Source organism: Bradyrhizobium sp. AZCC 2230, from assembly GCF_036924495.1.
GTDB classification, from domain to species: Bacteria; Pseudomonadota; Alphaproteobacteria; order Rhizobiales; family Xanthobacteraceae; genus Bradyrhizobium; species Bradyrhizobium rifense.
This window is the reverse complement of the sequence record NZ_JAZHRS010000001.1, coordinates 621,651-639,062: the sequence shown is the minus strand read 5'-3', so window position 1 is coordinate 639,062 and position 17,412 is coordinate 621,651. Positions and strand designations below refer to the sequence as shown.

Here is a 17,412-nt window from a genome sequence, read left to right as displayed (position 1 = left end):
CCCCCAAGATAAGGATGCTCGCATGTTTTCCATCGAGAAACCTGTCGGCGACACGGTTTCGGCGCACTCGCCGGCGCTCGAAACAAGCGACATACAGGCAACTGTGCTGCGCCCGCGCCCAAGCCCATACTGCGGAGAGTACGTCATTCTCCGCATCGGCGATGCCGCGCAAGGGCGGGAGATGCTGCGCCGCATGCTTCCTCACGTTGCGCCGGCCGACGAATGGTGGGTGCCATCATTACCCGGCTGGCTGGGAATTTCCTTCACTTTCGAGGGGCTGAAGGCGTTGGGCGTGCCACAGGCCTCCCTTGACAGTTTTCCGATCGAGTTCCGACAGGGCATGGCGGCGCGCGCCGAGACCCTGCATGATTTCGGAGCCAATGCGCCGGCCAACTGGGAATATCCGTTCGGCAAAGCGGACGCGCACGTCGCCTTGGCGATATACGCCAAAAGCGAGCGAGACCTGCAGAAGGTCCTGGACCTCGCGCGTAAGAGTCATGCCGACCTACAGCAGATTTCGGTCGTGTACCGCATGCAGTTCGGTGAACTGCCGGATGGACGTAATCCGTTCGGCTTCAAGGATGGGCTGCACAATCCTCACGTCGAAGGAAGCAGTCCAGCGGGAGCCGGCACAGAAGCATCGATCAAGGCCGGCGAGTTCGTCATGGGTTATCCGGATGAGCGCGGGGAAACCGCCGATGTCCCGATTCCGGTGGAGCTGCGCCGCAACGGCACTTTCGTCGCGATCCGCAAATTCCACATGGATGTTGCCGCGTTTCGTCGATACCTGCGGGACCAGGCCTCGTCGCCGGAGGAAGAGGAGCTGATTGCTGCAAAAATCGTGGGCCGATGGCGCAGCGGCGCGCCCCTGGTGCTGGCGCCGGACAGTGACGATCCGGCACTGGGCACGGACGGATCTCGCAACAATGATTTCAGCTACGCGGATGACATGAAGGGATTGAAATGCCCGTTCAGCGCGCACATTCGCCGTGTGAATCCGCGCGATGCACTGAAAGACGACGTCGTCGCCGTCAATCTCCACCACTTCCTGCGCCGCGGCACAAACTACGGATTACCCCTGCAGGAGGGCGTGCTCGAGGATGACGGCGCCGAGCGCGGCGGCGTCTTCCTGTTGATCGGTGCGCATCTGCGTCGGCAGTTCGAGTTTATTCAGTCGCAATGGGTAACCGACGGCAACTTCATCAGCCACGGGACCGAGCAGGATCCGCTCATCGGCAACAACGATGGCGATGGCGTCTTCACCATTCCCCGAACCCCAGTCCGGCGGCGTCTTCACGGGTTGCCGCGTTTCGTTTCAGTTCGCGGCGGCGAATATTGCTTCATGCCGGGACTGCGGGCGCTCCAATGGATCGCAAACTTAACCTGATGGAGATTGACAATGTCCGATCACGTTGATGGTCCGCGGTCGATTGGCGATCCTGCGGCCGACATCACTGACCTGTTCGCCTTCACCAGTCCGGAAAGCCCGGCGCGCACCGTCCTCGCCATGGATGTTTTCCCTTCCGCCGGCGAGGATGCGATTTTCTCGAATATCATCGATTATGCGATCGCCGTTCGTCACGTGACCGTTGCGGGCGTTGGCCACAACGCGAAGTTTCAGCCGGCAGACGACGGCATCCGCTTCAGCTTCCGGTTCGACGTCTTGGTGCGCGATGCCGCAGGGAATGCGGTCCAGCGCGGCATCTGCAAACTTCCGGACGGTCGCGAAATACCGCTCACGGTGAACGACGAGACGGGGGCGTCGACGCCGGAGGGCGATGTTCGCGTGTTCGCCGGGCTGCGCTCCGACCCTTTCTACCTCGCCTGGGACATCGCCATACTCAAGAAGCTTCCAAATCTGCTGCAACAAACCAATGTGCTCTGCATTGTCGTCGAATGCGATACGCGCCGCGTGCTTGATCTCGCAAAAGGCTCATTGTTCGGCGCTATCGCCGAGACGGTTCCGCCGCAGAAGCGAGGCCTCATCGCTCCTGCAATCTCCCGCATCGACTGGATCGGGCGCCCCGAGCAGACAAACATGCGTCTCAACAATCCGGCGATGTCGGAGATCACCGATTTGCGCGACCTGTGGAATCAGCAGACGCCGTTCGCCATCTCGAAGGTGCTCCAGCCCCTGTTCCTGCAACGTCTGAAGGACAGCATCGCCACCTGGGACATGCTCGACGGCAAGGCGGATTGGACGCCGGAAGCGATTGCCGCCACCGCGAATGTCTTCCTCGACGATTTTCTGCTGTTCGATGTGGCCAAGCCGATCAACGACAAAAGCCACCTCGAGATTGAGAAGAGCACGCTTTCGGGCCGCCCTTACCAGACGGGTGGAGGTCGCACGATCGACGCGAATTCGATCGACATGCTGCTTAGCTGGCTGGTCAACAACGATCGCGAGTTCCTCCAGGGCGGCGCGACCGGGGCGACGAAGCCTGGCATGAAAGTTTTTCCATTTTTCGCGACGCCGAACACGGAACTGCAGACCGTTGCCGAATCTGTTGAGCTCGCGGCGGCGCCCGACGACGTGTGGTCGTTGATCGGACAGTTCGGCGGCGCCTGGCATCCCTTGACCGCAAGAATCAACTTGACCGGCGCAGGCATCGGCCAGCTCCGTACCATGCTAACGCTCGACGGTCAGCAAACTGTCGAACGGCTCGAGGCGATCGACGACGAGAAGCGGTTCCTCCGCTACACGCACATCGCCGGGATGGCCGTCTCCCATTACACCGGCACACTCGAGGTGAAGCCGAAGGGCAGCGGCTCCGTCGTCGATTGGCGCGCGCAATTCCTGACAGCCAACGCGACCGACAGGGCCATGAAGGTTAAGGTGTCGACGCTGTTCAAGACCGGTCTCGAAAGTCTGAAGCCGCGTTTCGGAGCCGCGAAATGACTGCATTCGTGGAACTTGACCATCCCGGTCCATCCGCGACCGACGGGGAGATCGCCGCGATCAACCTGGAGAGTGCGCGCCGTGGCGCATGGGCTCGTTTCGCGCAGAACCCGCGGCTGCCTGGAGTGGCAGAGGAGATTGTTGATAGCGAGCATCTGGCATCGCAATTTTTGGGAGATCTGGACGTGCTCGACCGTCTGGATGTGCTCGCCTTGCAATTCGCACGCGCGGACGACTCGTCTCGTGCGACCCTTGTTCAGGCCGAGGTCGCTTCGGCAGCGCATCGCTTCGACGATGCCCGCGGCTACCTGGCGCGCGCCGCGCAAACAGGCGCGCCCCGCGAGGCGATCGAGCGCCAGGCGTTGGCGATCGATCAGGCCTGTGGCGTGGGGCTCGATGCGGTACTCGCAGCTCGCCGCGGGTTCGCCAGGGCCAGCGGCCGGCTCGAAGACCTCGTACCTCTCGGCGCCCTGCTTGCCGACCTCGAACGCTTCGCCGAGGCAGACGCTGTCTATAAGCAGGCGTTCTTCTCGTACGATGACGTTTCACCGTTTCCGCTGGCGTGGGTCTGCTTTCAGCTCGGCATGCTGTGGGGAGAACTCGTACCGGCGCCGGATCCGGCTCTTGCCGCGGTCTGGTATCGACGTGCGATTGCTTACTTGCCGGGCTATGTGAAGGCGCGTGTGCACCTGGCGGAGATCCACGCGAGCCACGACCGCACCGGCGACGCGGAGGCGTTGCTGTTGCCAGCGCTTTCGAGCCGCGATCCAGAGGTCAATTGGCGCCTTGCCGATGTACTGGCTGCGCAAGGCCGGGTCGATGAGGCCGAGAGACAGCTCGATGCCGCGCGGTTCGGCTTCGATCGGCTTCTTGAGAGGCATCTGCTCGCCTTCGCGGACCATGCCGCGGAGTTCTACGCCGGCAGCGGCAACGATGGCCGGCGGGCGCTCGAGCTCGCGCGCACCAATGTCGCCAATCGCCCGACGCGCCGTGCCGTCAAGCAGGCGGATGCAATTGCGTTGATTGCCGATGCGGCTGGGGCAAGCGATCTGCACGAAGCCTGCGGCGCCGGAACGTCCGTGTAACGATCAATCGCAGAACCCGACCAGTGCACTGGAGTCGTTGCCCCGGGTTCGCATCGATTTGCAGTTCTTTGGCAGTCTTCACTCACTCGCGCGGGTCCGTCTGGCGTACCAATGGATGATGCGATGCGCAGGCAAGTTGCGTGAACCGCAACACGGAACCTGCCGTATGACGAACTGCAGGAGGAACTATGATCAAGGTTAGCGTGATTTACCCCAACAAGGCGGGTACGCGGTTCGACCACAACTACTACCGCACGAAGCACCTCCCCCTCATCAAGAGCAGGATGGGTGCAGCCTTGAAGTATTACGCCATCGACAGGGGGCTCGCGGATAAGGATGGCAAGCCTCTCGGCGCATATGTCGCCATGTGTCACCTGCTGTGCGACTCGGTCGATGCGTACCAGTCGTCGTTCGGACCGCATGCCCAGGAAATCAGAGCAGACATAGCCAACTTCACCGACGTGGTGTCGATCCACCAGATCAGTGAGGTGGTGGTCGAGAACTCCGCGGAAGATGGGACCGAGTCGCTGCATCGAAATCCGACTGATCGCAGCCCGTCGTCACACCTATCCGATCCGGGGGCCAGATGAAAAGGATCATCATGCTTCTGTCCGCTTTCAGCATGCCAGCGCGGGCGCATGAATCGCTCGCGCCGCATGATCATCCGCACGGGTTGAGCATGCTGGCGGGCAGCGACACCGTCATATGCATACTGTTCGCGCTTGTCGTTGGCCTGGTCGCCTACTGGCGATTCAGGCGCGCACCCTGAACGCAAGCAAGGCTCTGGGAGTTCGCCGTGTTCAAGAAGCTGCTCATCGCGACCGTCGCACTCGGATGTCTCGGGCTTGCAGGCTTTGGGGCGTTGGCGTGGAAACCTGCCATCGCTCCAGTCGCGCGGCCGGCCGCTGGCAGCTTCGCGCCGGAGTTGGTCGCGAAGGGTGAAGCTCTTGCAGGCGGCGGCTATTGCGCGGCGTGTCACACCGCAAAGGGCGGCGAGAAGTTCGCCGGCGGTTACGAGATGGCAACTCCGTTCGGCGCGATCTATTCGACCAACATCACGCCGGATCCGGAGACCGGAATCGGCACGTGGTCGGAGGCGGCCTTCAGGCGCGCCATGCATGAAGGCGTCTCGCGCGACGGCTCGCATCTCCTTCCGGTGTTCTCCTTTGACCATTTCACCAAGCTCTCCGACGATGACGTGCGTGCGCTCTACGCCTACTTCATGACTAGAACGCCGGTTCATGCTGTTCGGCAACCGAACGGCATCCCGTTTCCATTCAACATCCGCTACCTGCAGGCAGGATGGAAGCTGCTGTTTTTCCGGCCCGGTCGCTTCGAACCGGATGTCACCAGGAGTGCGGAGTGGAATCGTGGCGCTTATCTCGCGCAGGGCTTGAGCCACTGCGGCGCCTGCCATACGCCGCGCAACCTGCTGGGAGCGGAGAAGTCCGGCAACGCATACGGCGGTGCCGTGATCGACAACTGGGTCGCGCCAGCACTGACAGCCGCAAATCCCGCGCCGGCACCCTGGACGCACGAAGAACTCTACGACTACCTGCGCACGGGCGCCAGCAAGCTGCATGGAACCGCTGCGGGGCCGATGTCCCCCGTCGTGCAGGGGCTGGGTGCGCTGCCGGACTCTGACATCCGCGCGCTCGCGACCTATTTCGCCGATCTCGACACGGCGGCGGACCGGCTGCCATACGTCTCCGGCGCCGTGAGCCTTGCGATGTCCAGCGCGTTGGCCAAGCAGGGCGCGCCGTTCGATCCCGACGCGCGGCTCTACACCGCGGCTTGCGCGTCCTGTCACTACAACGCAACCAACGCGCCGCTCGCTGCACGGCCCGACCTGGCGCTCAACAGCGCTGTGCACCTTTCCGATCCAAGCAACCTGATCCAGGTCATCCTGCGCGGCGTTAGCGCCAAGGAAGGAATGCGTGATGTCGTCATGCCGGCCTTCGGGGGCGCACTCAGCGATGCCGACGTTGCCCGCATCGCCGCGTACCTGCGGCGGACACGCACGAGCCTTCCGCCCTGGCCGGATCTCGTCGCAAAGACGGTAGAGATTCGCCGCATGAACGGCGCAGCCAATTGACCCAGCGGAGAACGAACATGACCTCATTTGACATCAATGGCCGCGCTGTGTCGGTCGACGCCGAGGAGGACACCCCCTTGTTGTGGGTGATCCGCGACGACATCGGTCTCACCGGTACAAAGTTCGGCTGCGGGATCGGGATGTGCGGCGCCTGCACGGTCCACGTCGGTGGCCGACCCACGCGCTCCTGCATCACGCCGCTTGCCAGCGTGGCCGGCGCCAAGATCACGACCATCGAAGGCCTCGATCCCGAGAGCCGGCATCCAGTGCAGGAGGCCTGGACCGACCTTCAGGTTCCTCAATGCGGTTACTGCCAGTCGGGCCAGATCATGCAGGCGGCAGCGCTCATCAAGGACTTTCCGTCTCCGACTGATCAGGACATCGACGCGGTCATGGCGGGGAATCTCTGCCGTTGCATGACATATGTCCGCATCCGCGACGCGATCAAAAAGGCCGCGGCCCAGTCACGGAAGGTCGCCAGCGATGACTGAGCCGGAGAACCAGATCGCGCTTTCGCGCCGCGTGTTTTTGATCGGCCTGGCCGGCACGGCCGCGACCTTCGCTTTCGCGCCGGAAACGGCCACGGCGCAGGAGCCGGCCCTTTTCGAGCCCACCATTTGGTACAGTGTCGACCGCGACGGCATCGTGACCGTGAACATCACCCGCGCCGAAATGGGGCAGCATATCGGCACGGCCATCGCGCGCATCGTCGCGGACGAACTCGAAATAGAATGGAGCAACGTACGCATTTCGATGGTCGACACCGACCCAAAATGGGGCGTCATGGTTACTGGCGGCAGCAAATCGGTGTGGCTCGATTTCCCGGTCTACAGCCGTGCTGGCGCCGCGGGTCGCATCGCCCTTGTCGAGGCCGGTGCAAAGCTGCTCGGGGTGAGCCCGTCGCAATGCGTGGCGCGCCAGGGCGGCGTGTTCGCCGCAAATCGATCTATCTCCTACGGCGAGATCATCGGTCGCGGTGAGCCCACGCGCAAGTTCACGCCGGAAGAGCTCGCGATGCTGCCGATTAAGTCGCCCGCGACGCGTCGGCTGATCGGGAAAGAGGCGGCTGCGCTGGACATCCCGGCGAAGGTCAATGGCACGGCGCGTTACGGCATTGATGCTGCGGTCCCGGGTATGGTCTACGCCCGACCCAAAATTCCGCCGACGCGATACGGTTCAGTGGCCCGCGCTGTCGACGACTCGGCTGCGAAGCGCGTCAAGGGATATCTTACGAGCCTGGTGCTTGAGGATACCTCCAACACGGTGCCGGGTTGGGTCGTCGTGTGCGCGACATCCTATCCCGCGGCGATCCGCGCCGCCGACCTTGTCAAGGTCGACTGGACTGCTGGCGTTGCTGCGCAGGTCTCGGAGCAAGACATCCTCGACTACGGCGCAAAGCAGATCGCTGCGCCACGCGGCGGAGCGCTTGTGGTTGACGACCCCGACGTCGATTCAGCCTTCGGCGCCGCCGCATCAACGCTCGAGCGGACATACACCACCCGCAGTGTGCTTCATGCCCAGCTCGAGCCGGTCAACGCCCTCGCCTTCGAAAAGGACGGCCGCTTCGAGATCCATACCGGCAGCCAGGCCCAGAGCACGATATTGCCCGTGCTTGCTCAGGCACTCGACCTGCCACAGGAGCGCATCATCATGCGCACCTATCCGATGGGCGGAGCATTCGGGCGCAGGCTCAATACCGATTATGCCATCCCCGCCGCGCTTGCCGCCAAGGTTCTCGGCAAGCCCGTGAAGCTGGTGCTGACACGTCCGGACGATATTCGCTTCGACTCATTTCGATCGCCATCGATCCAGACGCTGCGGCTGGCATTCGATCCGCAGGGCAAAGCGACAGCGATGGAGCATCATGCGTCAGCCGGCTGGCCGACCGGCGTCTATGTGGCTCCAGCCAGCATGCCGAAGACGGCTGACGGAACCCCTTACGATCCATTTGCCATCGACGGCGCGGATCACTGGTACAGCGTGGGCGCGCAGCGCGTCCGCGCTCTCTCCAACGACCTTGCCAACACCGCGTTTCGTCCGGGCTATCTGCGAGCGGTGAGCCCCGGCTGGACCAACTGGGCGGTCGAGAGCTTCATGGATGAGGCGGCGCGGATGGTTGGTGCAGACGCCGTGGCTTTCCGCATCGGATTGCTGGACGGAGCCGGCCGTAACGCCGGGGCGTCGCCCAACGCAACAGGCGGGGCGAGGCGTCAGGCCGCCGTGCTCAGGCGAGCGGCGGAAAAGGCCGGATGGGGTGCCGCAATGCCGGCGGGCACCGGACTTGGCGTCGCCACCACCTTCGGTCAGACACGTTCGATGCCGACATGGACCGCCTGCGTTGCGCGCGTTCGTGTCGACCGCAGCAGCGGCGCGGTTTCGGTCGAAAAGCTCACCATCGTCGTCGATGCGGGCACCCTCATCCATCCAGGGGGCGCACTCGCGCAAGTCGAAGGCGGCGCTCTGTGGGGCCTGAGCATGGCGCTTCACGAGGGAACCGAGTTCCAGAAAGGCCAGGTGAAAGACACGAATTTCCACAGCTACACGCCACTGCGCATCGGTGACGTGCCGGAGCTCGACATCGAATTCATCGAGAGCACAGAGGCTCCGGTCGGTCTCGGCGAGCCGGGCACAACGATCGTGGCGCCTGCCATTGGAAACGCCATTTTCGCCGCCACGGGAATTCGCTTGCGTCATCTTCCAATTCGGCCGGCTGCCGTGCTTGCGGCGCTCGCATCGAAAGAGTGAGTGACGTTACCGACGTTCTCTTGAATCGACTGCGAATTGCAAATCAGCGCCAGGTAGAAATGAATTGGAAACGAGATGAAGGACGTCTTGTGCCTCGTTATGTTTGCCATCACAGCCCTGTGCTTCGCGGTGTTCGTAGCCACGGTAAGGCCGCTTAGCGCTGGCATGACGCCGAGTAAGCCCGCGGATTGCATAATGGCGACTCCTGATGCGCTGGGATGCGAATCTAAATGGCGTTGGTCGTATTTCACCGGCTGGCGCGGTTCACAATCGATATCCCGGCTTCCGAGCATTGCTTCATCCGGGTTGACCGTTGAGCGGAAGATCACGACATGACTACCGTCTACCTCCCTGCAATTGCAGCGTTGGCTGGGTCAGCGATCGGTGGCCTGACGTCGTTCGCGTCAGCATGGCTCACCCAGTACCATCAGGACCGCGCCAATCGGCTGTCGGGGGAAAAGGCCAGGCGGCAAAAGTTGTACAAGCAATTCATCGACGAGGCCTCGAAGCTCTACGCCGATGCCCTGGCGCATGATCAGGCGGAAGTCTCCGCACTGGTCAGCGTCTACGCTCTCATCAGCCGGATGCGTGTCATATCGAGCCCCCCTGTGATCGAAAAGGCCGAGGTTGTGGTCCAATTGATCTTCGATACCTATTCCGCACCCAACAAGACCTTTTCGGAATTACGCGATCTGATGAGCAGTCACGCCGTCAATCCGCTGCGGGCCTTCAGCGAGGCATGCCGGGCTGAATTGCGAGCACTCAATTCTCGCTGAGGCCGGGTCAAGGCACCAGCGCACAGAATCTTTCAGATTGATCTCGACGAGCAACACGTGACGGCGAGCGGCCTTCAGCGCGGTCGGCTTGGCGATCGCCAAGGCACCTTGCCCTGTCCCAAGCCACGGCAGTGCCTGCAATCGTTAGGAACAATTTGCCGGGATTTGGCAGCCTTCACTCACGCTTTTGCAGCCCATCTGCTTAGTTATCGGGAAAGCCGCGAGGCCCAACGAATGGGGTGATAGTGGTTTCACAAAACAACTTTGTGCTTGAGGACTCCATCATGAACAGCATCGCGATTTCGGTATCGCGCCTTCGGCTGGCTTCACCGTCCGGCTGGGTGGAGCGACTGCCCCATTTCATCGGTCTGGCCAAGCCGCGCGTTATGACACTTTCGCTGTTCACCGCGTTCGTCGGATTGATCGTCGCACCGACTCGCCTCGATCCACTCCCTGGCTTCATCGCAATTCTTGCCATCGCAGCCGGCGCCGGAGCCGCTGGCGCCCTGAACATGTGGTACGACGCCGATATCGACGCCGTCATGGCTCGCACTGCGATGCGGCCAATTCCCCGTGGCAAGGTTTCGAAAGTTGAGGCTCTTGTTTTTGGAATCGCCCTGGGCGCTATGGCAGTCGCCGCTCTCGCCCTGGCGACGAACCTTGCGGCGGCCGCGCTGCTGGCCTGCGCGATCCTCTTTTATGTCGTCGTGTACACGGCGTGGCTGAAACGGACAACGCGGCACAACATCGTCATCGGCGGTGCCGCCGGCGCACTACCACCCGTGATCGGATGGGCTGCGGCGACCGGACAAACCGGACTCGAGCCACTTGCGCTTTTCCTCATTATCTTTCTTTGGACGCCACCCCATTTCTGGGCTCTCGCGCTCAATCGCACCGATGATTATTCCCGCGCCGGCGTTCCCATGCTGCCGGTTGTTGCGGGACGGGCTGCAACAACCCGACAAATCCTGATCTACAGCGGGCTCACGGGTCTTGCCTCGGAACTACCCTGGGCATTCGGGTTTGCAGGTGCGATTTATGGCGTGATCGCCAGCATCTGCGGCGCGGTTTTCTTCTTGCTCGCACTTCGGCTGAACAAGAGCGTGGGAGCCGATCGTCGCGCGGCCCACAGGCTGTTCGTCTTCTCCATCTCCTATCTGTTCCTGCTGTTTGCAACCCTTCTGGTCGATAACAACGGTGGTTCAGTCGCGCCGAAGCGTTCGCAAGATGACCGGGCGAGCACGTCCCCGTCTGCCGCGCGACAGCCGGTCGCCGCACGCAACGCGTTCAAGGTTCGGGAGGCCTAATATGCGATACGGTTCGCTTATCATCGTCCTGCTGGTGGCCGCGGTACTCGGTGGCTGCGATGGAGGCGTGCTCGATCCGAAAGGACCCGTCGCCCTCGCTGAGAGACAAATTCTATTCAACGCGACCGGCATCATGCTCGCAATCGTGATCCCGGTGGTCATTGCGACGCTCGGCTTCGCCTTCTGGTTCCGTGCATCGAATGAACGGGCCCGCTATCGGCCGGATTTCACCTATTCCGGCCGCATCGAGATGCTCGTCTGGTCGATCCCGCTGATGACCGTGCTCCTTGTCGGCACCGTGGCCTGGATCGGCGCCTACGATCTTGATCCGCCCAAGCCGATCGCCTCCTCCACCAAACCCCTCAAGGTTCAGGTCGTCTCGCTCGACTGGAAATGGTTGTTCATCTATCCGGAGCAAGGTGTCGCAAGCGTCAATCACTTGACCATCCCGGTCGGCACGCCGGTCAGCTTTGAACTGACTTCCGCGGGCGTCATGAACAGCTTTTTCGTGCCGCAGCTCGCCGGCCAGATCTACACCATGGCCGGGATGGTGACGCGCCTGAACCTGCGGGCCGACTATTCCGGCACATACCGCGGGATGTCGGCGAATTACAGCGGCGCGGGCTTCGCCGACATGTACTTCCATGTCGACGCGGTGGCGCCCGACGCCTTCGCACAATGGGTCTCTGCAACGCGCACCGCCGGGCCTGTGCTCGACGCACCGGCTTACACCGCTCTGGCCAAGCCGAGCAAGGCGGTTGCGCCCTTTACCTATCGGTCGGTCGCCAACAGCCTGTTTGCCAATATCCTGAGTGCGGTAATGCAGCCGGCGGCCGGTCTCTGTGTCGCTTATCCCAAATCCATGAGGGCAGAACGATGAACCTATTGGGCAAACTCAGCTGGGCCGCCATTCCACTTCACGAGCCGATCATCATGGGCACGGTGGGGAGCGTCGGCGCCGTCATCCTGGCTGCTCTCGCATGGATCACCGTAAAGGGGTACTGGCCGTATCTCTGGCGAGAATGGATCACGTCCGTCGATCACAAGCGTATCGGAGTCATGTATCTCGTGTTCGCGCTGATCATGCTTGTGCGTGGCTTCGCGGACGGAATCATGATGCGCACCCAGCAGGCCGTCGCCGCCGGCGGTGCGCAGGGATATTTGCCGCCCGAGCATTTCGATCAGATTTTCTCGGCGCACGGCACGATCATGATCTTCTTCGTGGCCATGCCGCTCGTGATCGGACTGATGAATTTTGCAGTGCCGCTGCAGCTCGGCGTCCGCGACGTGGCGTTTCCCACGATGAATTCCGTGAGTCTTTGGTTGACGGCGACAGGCATCCTGCTGATCAACGTTTCGCTCTTCGTCGGTGAATTCGCAAAGACCGGATGGGTCGCCTACCCCCCACTCAGCGAGCTGCAATTCTCGCCCGGTGTCGGCGTCGACTATTATCTTTGGTCGCTGCAGATCTCGGGCATCGGGACCTTGTTGAGCGGCGTCAATTTCGTCACCACGATTCTCAAGGTGCGGGCCCCCGGCATGAGTTACATGCGGATGCCGGTTTTCTGCTGGACTGCGCTTGCGTCGAATCTGCTGATCGTGGCTGCCTTCCCGGTGCTCACTGCGCTCTTTGCGATGTTGCTGCTCGATCGTTACCTCGGCTTCCACTTCTTTACCCTGGACGCCGGCGGCAACGCGATGATGTACGTGAACCTGTTCTGGGTATGGGGTCACCCCGAGGTCTACATCCTGGTCCTGCCGGCATTCGGCATCTATTCGGAGGTGAGCGCGACATTTTCCGGCAAGCCGCTGTTCGGCTATCGATCGATGGTCGGCGCGACCCTGGTGATCTGTGTGCTCTCCTATACGGTGTGGCTGCATCATTTCTTTACCATGGGCGCAAGTGCGGGCGTGAACGCGTTTTTCGGCATCACAAGCATGATCATAGGCGTGCCGACGGGCGTCAAAGTCTTCAATTGGCTGTTCACGATGTACGGCGGTCGGGTCCGATTCACGGTACCGGTGCTTTGGACGATCGGCTTTATGGTGACGTTCGTCTTCGGCGGCCTGACCGGTGTTCTGCTGGCCTTGCCGGCTGTGGATTGGCAGGTGCACAACAGCGTGTTCCTGATCGCTCATTTCCATCATGTCATCATCCCGGGCGTCCTGTTCGGAGCTATCGCCGGCTACAATTACTGGTTTCCCAAGGCGTTCGGCTTCAAGCTGGATGAGCGCTGGGGCAAAGCCTCGTTCTGGTGCTGGTTCATCGGCTTCCATCTCGCTTTCATGCCGCTCTACGTGACCGGGCTGATGGGTATGACTCGCCGCCTGCAGCACTACGATGTCCTCGCCTGGCAGCCCTGGCTGTTGGTGGCCGAAGCAGGCGCGGTCATCATTCTGGCCGGGATCATCTGCCAGGTTGTCCAGCTCGTAGTGTCCATTCGCCACCGTGAGCAACTTCGCGACACGACCGGCGATCCGTGGAATGGCCGCACCCTGGAATGGGCGACCGCATCGCCGCCGCCGGCCTGGAATTTTGCAGTCCTGCCGCGTGTCGATGAGCTCGATGCCTTCTGGGTAAAGAAGCGGCGCGCGCTCGCAAATCAGGAACTGCTTGGGCAGCAGCGAAAGTACGAGCCGATTGAAGTGCCCAGGAACAGTCCGGCCGGTTTCGTGACCGCCTTCTTCGCAGTGATCACCGGCTTCGCCCTGATCTGGCACATCTGGTGGATGGCAGGCGCTGGAGTTTTCGGTGCGGCCGTGACGTGGCTTGCCTTCATGTTCCGTGCAGAAGACGAGATTGAGATCCCGGCAGAACAGATCGTTCAATTCGATCGGGCGCACCCGGTGGAGGTATCGCTATGAACGTCGCAGTTGAAATGGATGATGTCCGCCAGAGTGAACTGGTGAACGTCAGTGAGGCGGGCCCGGCACCCAAGCGAATCATCGCCGGCTTTGGGTTCTGGATCTTCCTGCTGAGTGACATCGTGATGTTCTCGGCGCTGTTTGCGAGCTATGCCGTGCTCGCAAAAGCGACTGCGGGCGGTCCAACCGGAGCCCAGTTATTTAATTTGCGCAACGCCGCGATGGAGACCGCGTTTCTCCTGCTCTCCAGCTACAGCTGTGGCCTGATGTCCCTGGCCATCAATTCGCGTCACCAACTCGGCACCTTCTTTGGTGCCGTGGTGACGTTGCTCCTGGGTGCGGCATTTCTCAATCTCGAACTCCACGAATTCCAGGACATGATTGCGATGGGAGCATCGCCACAACGCAGTGCTTTTCTCTCCGCCTTCTTCACGCTGGTCGGTTGCCACGGGCTGCACGTGGCGGTCGGACTGGCCTGGCTGGTTCTCATGATGATTCAGGTGTCGCTGAGGGGGTTCCAACACGTTGTGGTGCGCCGCCTGCACTGCTTTTCCCTGTTCTGGCACGCGCTCGACATCATCTGGGTCCTGATATTCACAATCGTCTATCTGATGGGAGTTCTGCCATGACCGACACACGTTGGGATGTTGCTCCGGGAGACAGGCCCGCGATTCCGGCCTCGGAGCAAAGCGCGTCTTCCGGTTTGCTCGTGTACACGATCGGCTTGCTACTGGCAGCGATCTTGACAGCCACATCCTTCTGGGTGGCAAACACCTCGGCAATCTGGGCTCCGGGCGTGCCGGCCGGACTCGCGGTCCTTGCCATCGCCCAGATGGGAGTGCACCTGGTCTTCTTTCTTCACATCACGACGGGACCGGACAGCACCCACAATGTGCTGGCGCTCGCGTTTGGCGTGCTCATCGTATTCCTGGTGCTCGCAGGATCGCTCGTGATCATGGCCAACCTGAATGCAAACATGATGGAGCATGGCGAAATGATGAATTTACAAATACAGCGCTGACCAGCGGGACTGCTGATCGGGTTTAGCAGTCAAGTCAAGCAAGGAGTATGCAGTGTTATTCACCGCCGACGTGGCGCAGCCAGAGCGATCTTCGAAAGATGCCGAGGGTGTGGAGCAGCAAATGCCTACCCGCGCTACGCGATGCGTCGGCTACTGGGCCGCATACTACATCAACCGCGATGGAGGCTGGAGCGTCGCATGCGACGCGCTCGGCCGCATCATCCGGTGCGAAACCGAGAAACTAGCGCTCTCGGTCGCGCGCTATCGCCGTCGTCGCCTCGGCCAGTTTTGCGAGTGACAGCTTTGCGCCAAAACCAGCCGGTGCTCAACACTGGAGTTTTGGGCGCCCCGCCCTTCTACGATTAACTGCGCTGCAATACTCCGTTAGCGAAAACGCGGTGGATTACCGACCTCGACCGAGATAAGCCAATGTCACTACTTCGGTCGGCGTCATGAAATGCTAGAGGAAGCGGCAATAACTACGCTAAAGTGCGCGATCGCAGCCGGCCGCACTACTTCCCACTCTATCATTTCGAACGGCACTTCCCTGTTGATTTGCAAATACAAATTTCCATGTCTGACGGACAAGTGCCGACGGTATACCCGCCGCAATCTTTCAGTCTTGAATTCACAGAATAATTTTGCTCCTCACAAGCACTCGCAATTCCGCTACCTATCGAGGTCTATCGACTGGATGGTGCGTCGCGTGCGCAACAAACACAGACAGTGCTGGCACTAACACAATCTTCAAATACCGTCAGATGTCCGGAACACATCGGAGGCACTCCCCACGCTGCTGTGCTCCGGCCCAAGCGTTCGGCGTCGGCGGATGCTCTCGACGTCGACACTACGCGCTTTGGCATCAGCCTCCTCCCTGAGTCAGCGTTGAAAGACGACTTTGCCTCCGACAAGCGTGATGTCCGCCTTGATGTCTTTGATCTGCTCTTCCGGTACGGCCATGTAATCCGCGGAAAGGACCGTGAGATCGGCAAGCCTGCCGGGTTGGATCGTACCTTTCCGTGCTTCGTCGAACGTGTAACGCGAAGCCGCCGACGTGTAGAGGCGGAGCGCCTGTTCGCGACTGATGGCTTCCGCCGCGCCGTAGACACTCCCATTGGGATCTTTCCGCGTCACCATGATGTACATATTGAGGAACGGATTGATCGGGTTGACGGGGAAGTCGGTTCCGGCGCCGAGGTTGTCCAAACCCATTTTCGAGATCAAGGTCTTGGTTGGCACCGCGCGATCGGCTGTCGGCCGTCCCAGGAAGCGCTCGACGGTCGCGGCCTTGTCCCACATGAAGACGTTCTGGAAATCGACCCTGACCCCCAACTTGTGAGCGCGCTCCATCTGCTCGGGCCTGATCAGACTCGCGTGGATGAGAACAAAACGGCGGTCGCGTATGGACTTTTCTTTGTCGGCCGCCTCGAAAGCGTCGAGCACTTGGTCGATGCCGAGATCGCCCACGACGTGCACGCCGACGCGCCAGCCGTAGCGATTGCAGATTGAGACGAGTTGCGTCAGCCGCTCGGGGGTCTGCTGGGCGATACCGTGGTAGTTGTCGTGCGAGTCCGGATAGACGTCGCGCATCAGCGCCGTCTTCAGAGTCATGCCGCCATCGTAGAAGATCTTGATGCCGGCGAACCTGACCCAGTCGTCGCCGAAGCCGGACGAAGCTCCGTTACCCGAAATGATCGCCTCCCAGGCGGTCAATTCGGCGGGCGGCTCGGGTCTGAACATCAGTCCCGTCCGTAACGTCGCTTGTCCGGACGCGGCGATTTTCTGCAGTGTTCGGACGTCGCGCGCTTCCGTGGCGCCTTCGACCGCGCTCGTGATCCCAAAACTGTTCAGCGCACCCTCTGCGAGGGTGAACTGCCTGATTTCATCCTCTTCGGTCCACGGCGGAACGGCCTTCTCGACCCGGTCGATCGCCGTCTCGACGAGGACGCCGGTCAATTCGCCGGCCGCGTCGCGCTCGAAGGATCCGCCGCTCGGGTTCGCGGTGGTCTTGTCGACGGCTGCCTTCTGCAGGGCCATTGAGTTCGCCATCGAGAAATGGCCAACTGTCCGCAGGTAGACCGGGTTGTCGGGAGCGACGCTATCGATTTCTTGCCTGGTCAGATAGCGTTTCTCCGCGAGCTGCGACGGCGGGTGCCACGCGCCACCCACGATCCAGTCTCCCGGCCTCTTCTTGGCCACGAACGTCTTGATCGCTTCGAGCGCGTCGGCAACCGTCTTCGCGCGGCTCATGTTGACGACGTAGTCGGCGAGCCCGGCAGCCTTGAAGTGGGCATGGGTGTCGATCAGGCCGGGGATCACGGTCTTGCCGGACACGTCGAGCACGCGTGTGCGCGCTGTAGCGAGCGCCCTGATCGACGCATTGCTTCCGGTCGCGAGAATCTTTCCGTCCCGAACGGCGATCGCCTCGGTCACGCTGGATTGCTCGTCGAGGGTCAGGACCTTTCCGTTGACGAGGACTAGATCAGGCGAATTGACGTCCGACTGCTGGGCTACGGCGGGCGCTGCGCCCGCAAGCAGAATTCCCGCACCGAGCATGGCGAGCGCTGTCGACCTGCAGACCATTCCAACCTCCCGATTATTGTGTTCAATAGCCGAACA

Annotated in this window: 16 protein-coding genes; 15 read left to right on the top strand and 1 reads right to left on the bottom strand. The window is 61.5% G+C overall.

What is annotated here, in order from left to right:
• The first annotated feature begins 22 nt into the window (after positions 1-22).
• The 15 genes from V1280_RS02880 (at position 23) to V1280_RS02810 (ending at position 15,091) form a co-directional block, all read left to right on the top strand.
• Entirely contained in the window at positions 23-1,387 is a 1,365-nt protein-coding gene (locus V1280_RS02880) for a Dyp-type peroxidase (protein WP_334518793.1), read from the top strand.
• A 12-nt stretch (positions 1,388-1,399) separates the two neighbouring features.
• The gene (locus V1280_RS02875) at positions 1,400-2,899 is read left to right on the top strand and encodes a DUF4331 family protein (RefSeq protein WP_334518791.1); all 1,500 of its coding nucleotides are present in this window, start codon (positions 1,400-1,402) and stop codon (positions 2,897-2,899) included.
• Positions 2,896-3,984 (top strand): hypothetical protein, encoded by a 1,089-nt coding sequence (locus tag V1280_RS02870; protein ID WP_334518789.1) that lies wholly within the window; start codon positions 2,896-2,898, stop codon positions 3,982-3,984. Before V1280_RS02875 ends, V1280_RS02870 begins: the two co-directional genes overlap by 4 nt.
• Positions 3,985-4,172: 188 nt before the next feature.
• On the top strand, positions 4,173-4,574 hold the full coding sequence (locus V1280_RS02865; RefSeq protein ID WP_334518787.1) for an EthD family reductase: 402 nt from the start codon (positions 4,173-4,175) through the stop codon (positions 4,572-4,574).
• On the top strand, positions 4,571-4,753 hold the full coding sequence (locus tag V1280_RS02860; RefSeq protein WP_334518785.1) for a hypothetical protein: 183 nt from the start codon (positions 4,571-4,573) through the stop codon (positions 4,751-4,753). Before V1280_RS02865 ends, V1280_RS02860 begins: the two co-directional genes overlap by 4 nt.
• Before the next feature lie 27 nt (positions 4,754-4,780).
• Positions 4,781-6,079 carry a cytochrome c gene (locus tag V1280_RS02855; protein ID WP_334518783.1) on the top strand — a complete coding sequence of 433 codons (1,299 nt, stop codon included), beginning with the start codon at positions 4,781-4,783 and terminating at the stop codon, positions 6,077-6,079.
• A gap of 17 nt (positions 6,080-6,096) precedes the next feature.
• Complete coding sequence (locus tag V1280_RS02850; RefSeq protein ID WP_334518781.1) at positions 6,097-6,570, top strand: (2Fe-2S)-binding protein; 474 nt, start codon at positions 6,097-6,099, stop codon at positions 6,568-6,570.
• Positions 6,563-8,824, top strand: a complete 2,262-nt coding sequence (locus tag V1280_RS02845; RefSeq protein WP_334518779.1) for a xanthine dehydrogenase family protein molybdopterin-binding subunit — start codon at positions 6,563-6,565, stop codon at positions 8,822-8,824. Before V1280_RS02850 ends, V1280_RS02845 begins: the two co-directional genes overlap by 8 nt.
• A gap of 332 nt (positions 8,825-9,156) precedes the next feature.
• Positions 9,157-9,600, top strand: a complete 444-nt coding sequence (locus V1280_RS02840) for a hypothetical protein (protein ID WP_334518777.1) — start codon at positions 9,157-9,159, stop codon at positions 9,598-9,600.
• Positions 9,601-9,884: 284 nt separating this feature from the next.
• Positions 9,885-10,907 carry a heme o synthase gene (locus V1280_RS02835; protein ID WP_334518775.1) on the top strand — a complete coding sequence of 341 codons (1,023 nt, stop codon included), beginning with the start codon at positions 9,885-9,887 and terminating at the stop codon, positions 10,905-10,907.
• Position 10,908: 1 nt separating this feature from the next.
• On the top strand, positions 10,909-11,787 hold the full coding sequence (gene cyoA, locus V1280_RS02830) for a ubiquinol oxidase subunit II (protein WP_334518773.1): 879 nt from the start codon (positions 10,909-10,911) through the stop codon (positions 11,785-11,787).
• Positions 11,784-13,772: a cytochrome o ubiquinol oxidase subunit I gene (gene cyoB / locus V1280_RS02825; protein ID WP_334538142.1), complete on the top strand. Its 1,989-nt coding sequence runs from the start codon at positions 11,784-11,786 to the stop codon at positions 13,770-13,772. The genes cyoA and cyoB overlap by 4 nt, the downstream gene beginning before the upstream one ends.
• Before the next feature lie 14 nt (positions 13,773-13,786).
• Positions 13,787-14,401 carry a cytochrome (ubi)quinol oxidase subunit III gene (locus V1280_RS02820; protein WP_442895217.1) on the top strand — a complete coding sequence of 205 codons (615 nt, stop codon included), beginning with the start codon at positions 13,787-13,789 and terminating at the stop codon, positions 14,399-14,401.
• Complete coding sequence (gene cyoD / locus V1280_RS02815; RefSeq protein ID WP_334518769.1) at positions 14,398-14,793, top strand: cytochrome o ubiquinol oxidase subunit IV; 396 nt, start codon at positions 14,398-14,400, stop codon at positions 14,791-14,793. Before V1280_RS02820 ends, cyoD begins: the two co-directional genes overlap by 4 nt.
• Before the next feature lie 121 nt (positions 14,794-14,914).
• Positions 14,915-15,091: a hypothetical protein gene (locus tag V1280_RS02810; RefSeq protein WP_334518767.1), complete on the top strand. Its 177-nt coding sequence runs from the start codon at positions 14,915-14,917 to the stop codon at positions 15,089-15,091.
• 581 nt (positions 15,092-15,672) lie between these two features.
• Here V1280_RS02810 and V1280_RS02805 read toward each other — a convergent pair.
• On the bottom strand, positions 15,673-17,376 hold the full coding sequence (locus V1280_RS02805; protein WP_334518765.1) for an amidohydrolase: 1,704 nt from the start codon (positions 17,374-17,376) through the stop codon (positions 15,673-15,675).
• Positions 17,377-17,412: the final 36 nt, after the last annotated feature.

Excerpts from the sequence above, each read along its gene's own strand:
- V1280_RS02880 (WP_334518793.1), top strand. The coding sequence starts at position 23 with ATGTTTTCCATCGAGAAACCTGTCGGCGACACGGTTTCGGCGCACTCG.
- V1280_RS02875 (WP_334518791.1), top strand. The coding sequence starts at position 1,400 with ATGTCCGATCACGTTGATGGTCCGCGGTCGATTGGCGATCCTGCGGCC.
- V1280_RS02870 (WP_334518789.1), top strand. The coding sequence starts at position 2,896 with ATGACTGCATTCGTGGAACTTGACCATCCCGGTCCATCCGCGACCGAC.
- V1280_RS02865 (WP_334518787.1), top strand. The coding sequence starts at position 4,173 with ATGATCAAGGTTAGCGTGATTTACCCCAACAAGGCGGGTACGCGGTTC.
- V1280_RS02860 (WP_334518785.1), top strand. The coding sequence starts at position 4,571 with ATGAAAAGGATCATCATGCTTCTGTCCGCTTTCAGCATGCCAGCGCGG.
- V1280_RS02850 (WP_334518781.1), top strand. The coding sequence starts at position 6,097 with ATGACCTCATTTGACATCAATGGCCGCGCTGTGTCGGTCGACGCCGAG.
- V1280_RS02845 (WP_334518779.1), top strand. The coding sequence starts at position 6,563 with ATGACTGAGCCGGAGAACCAGATCGCGCTTTCGCGCCGCGTGTTTTTG.
- V1280_RS02840 (WP_334518777.1), top strand. The coding sequence starts at position 9,157 with ATGACTACCGTCTACCTCCCTGCAATTGCAGCGTTGGCTGGGTCAGCG.
- V1280_RS02835 (WP_334518775.1), top strand. The coding sequence starts at position 9,885 with ATGAACAGCATCGCGATTTCGGTATCGCGCCTTCGGCTGGCTTCACCG.
- cyoA (WP_334518773.1), top strand. The coding sequence starts at position 10,909 with ATGCGATACGGTTCGCTTATCATCGTCCTGCTGGTGGCCGCGGTACTC.
- cyoB (WP_334538142.1), top strand. The coding sequence starts at position 11,784 with ATGAACCTATTGGGCAAACTCAGCTGGGCCGCCATTCCACTTCACGAG.
- V1280_RS02820 (WP_442895217.1), top strand. The coding sequence starts at position 13,787 with ATGGATGATGTCCGCCAGAGTGAACTGGTGAACGTCAGTGAGGCGGGC.
- cyoD (WP_334518769.1), top strand. The coding sequence starts at position 14,398 with ATGACCGACACACGTTGGGATGTTGCTCCGGGAGACAGGCCCGCGATT.
- V1280_RS02810 (WP_334518767.1), top strand. The coding sequence starts at position 14,915 with ATGCCTACCCGCGCTACGCGATGCGTCGGCTACTGGGCCGCATACTAC.
- V1280_RS02805 (WP_334518765.1), bottom strand. The coding sequence starts at position 17,376 with ATGGTCTGCAGGTCGACAGCGCTCGCCATGCTCGGTGCGGGAATTCTG.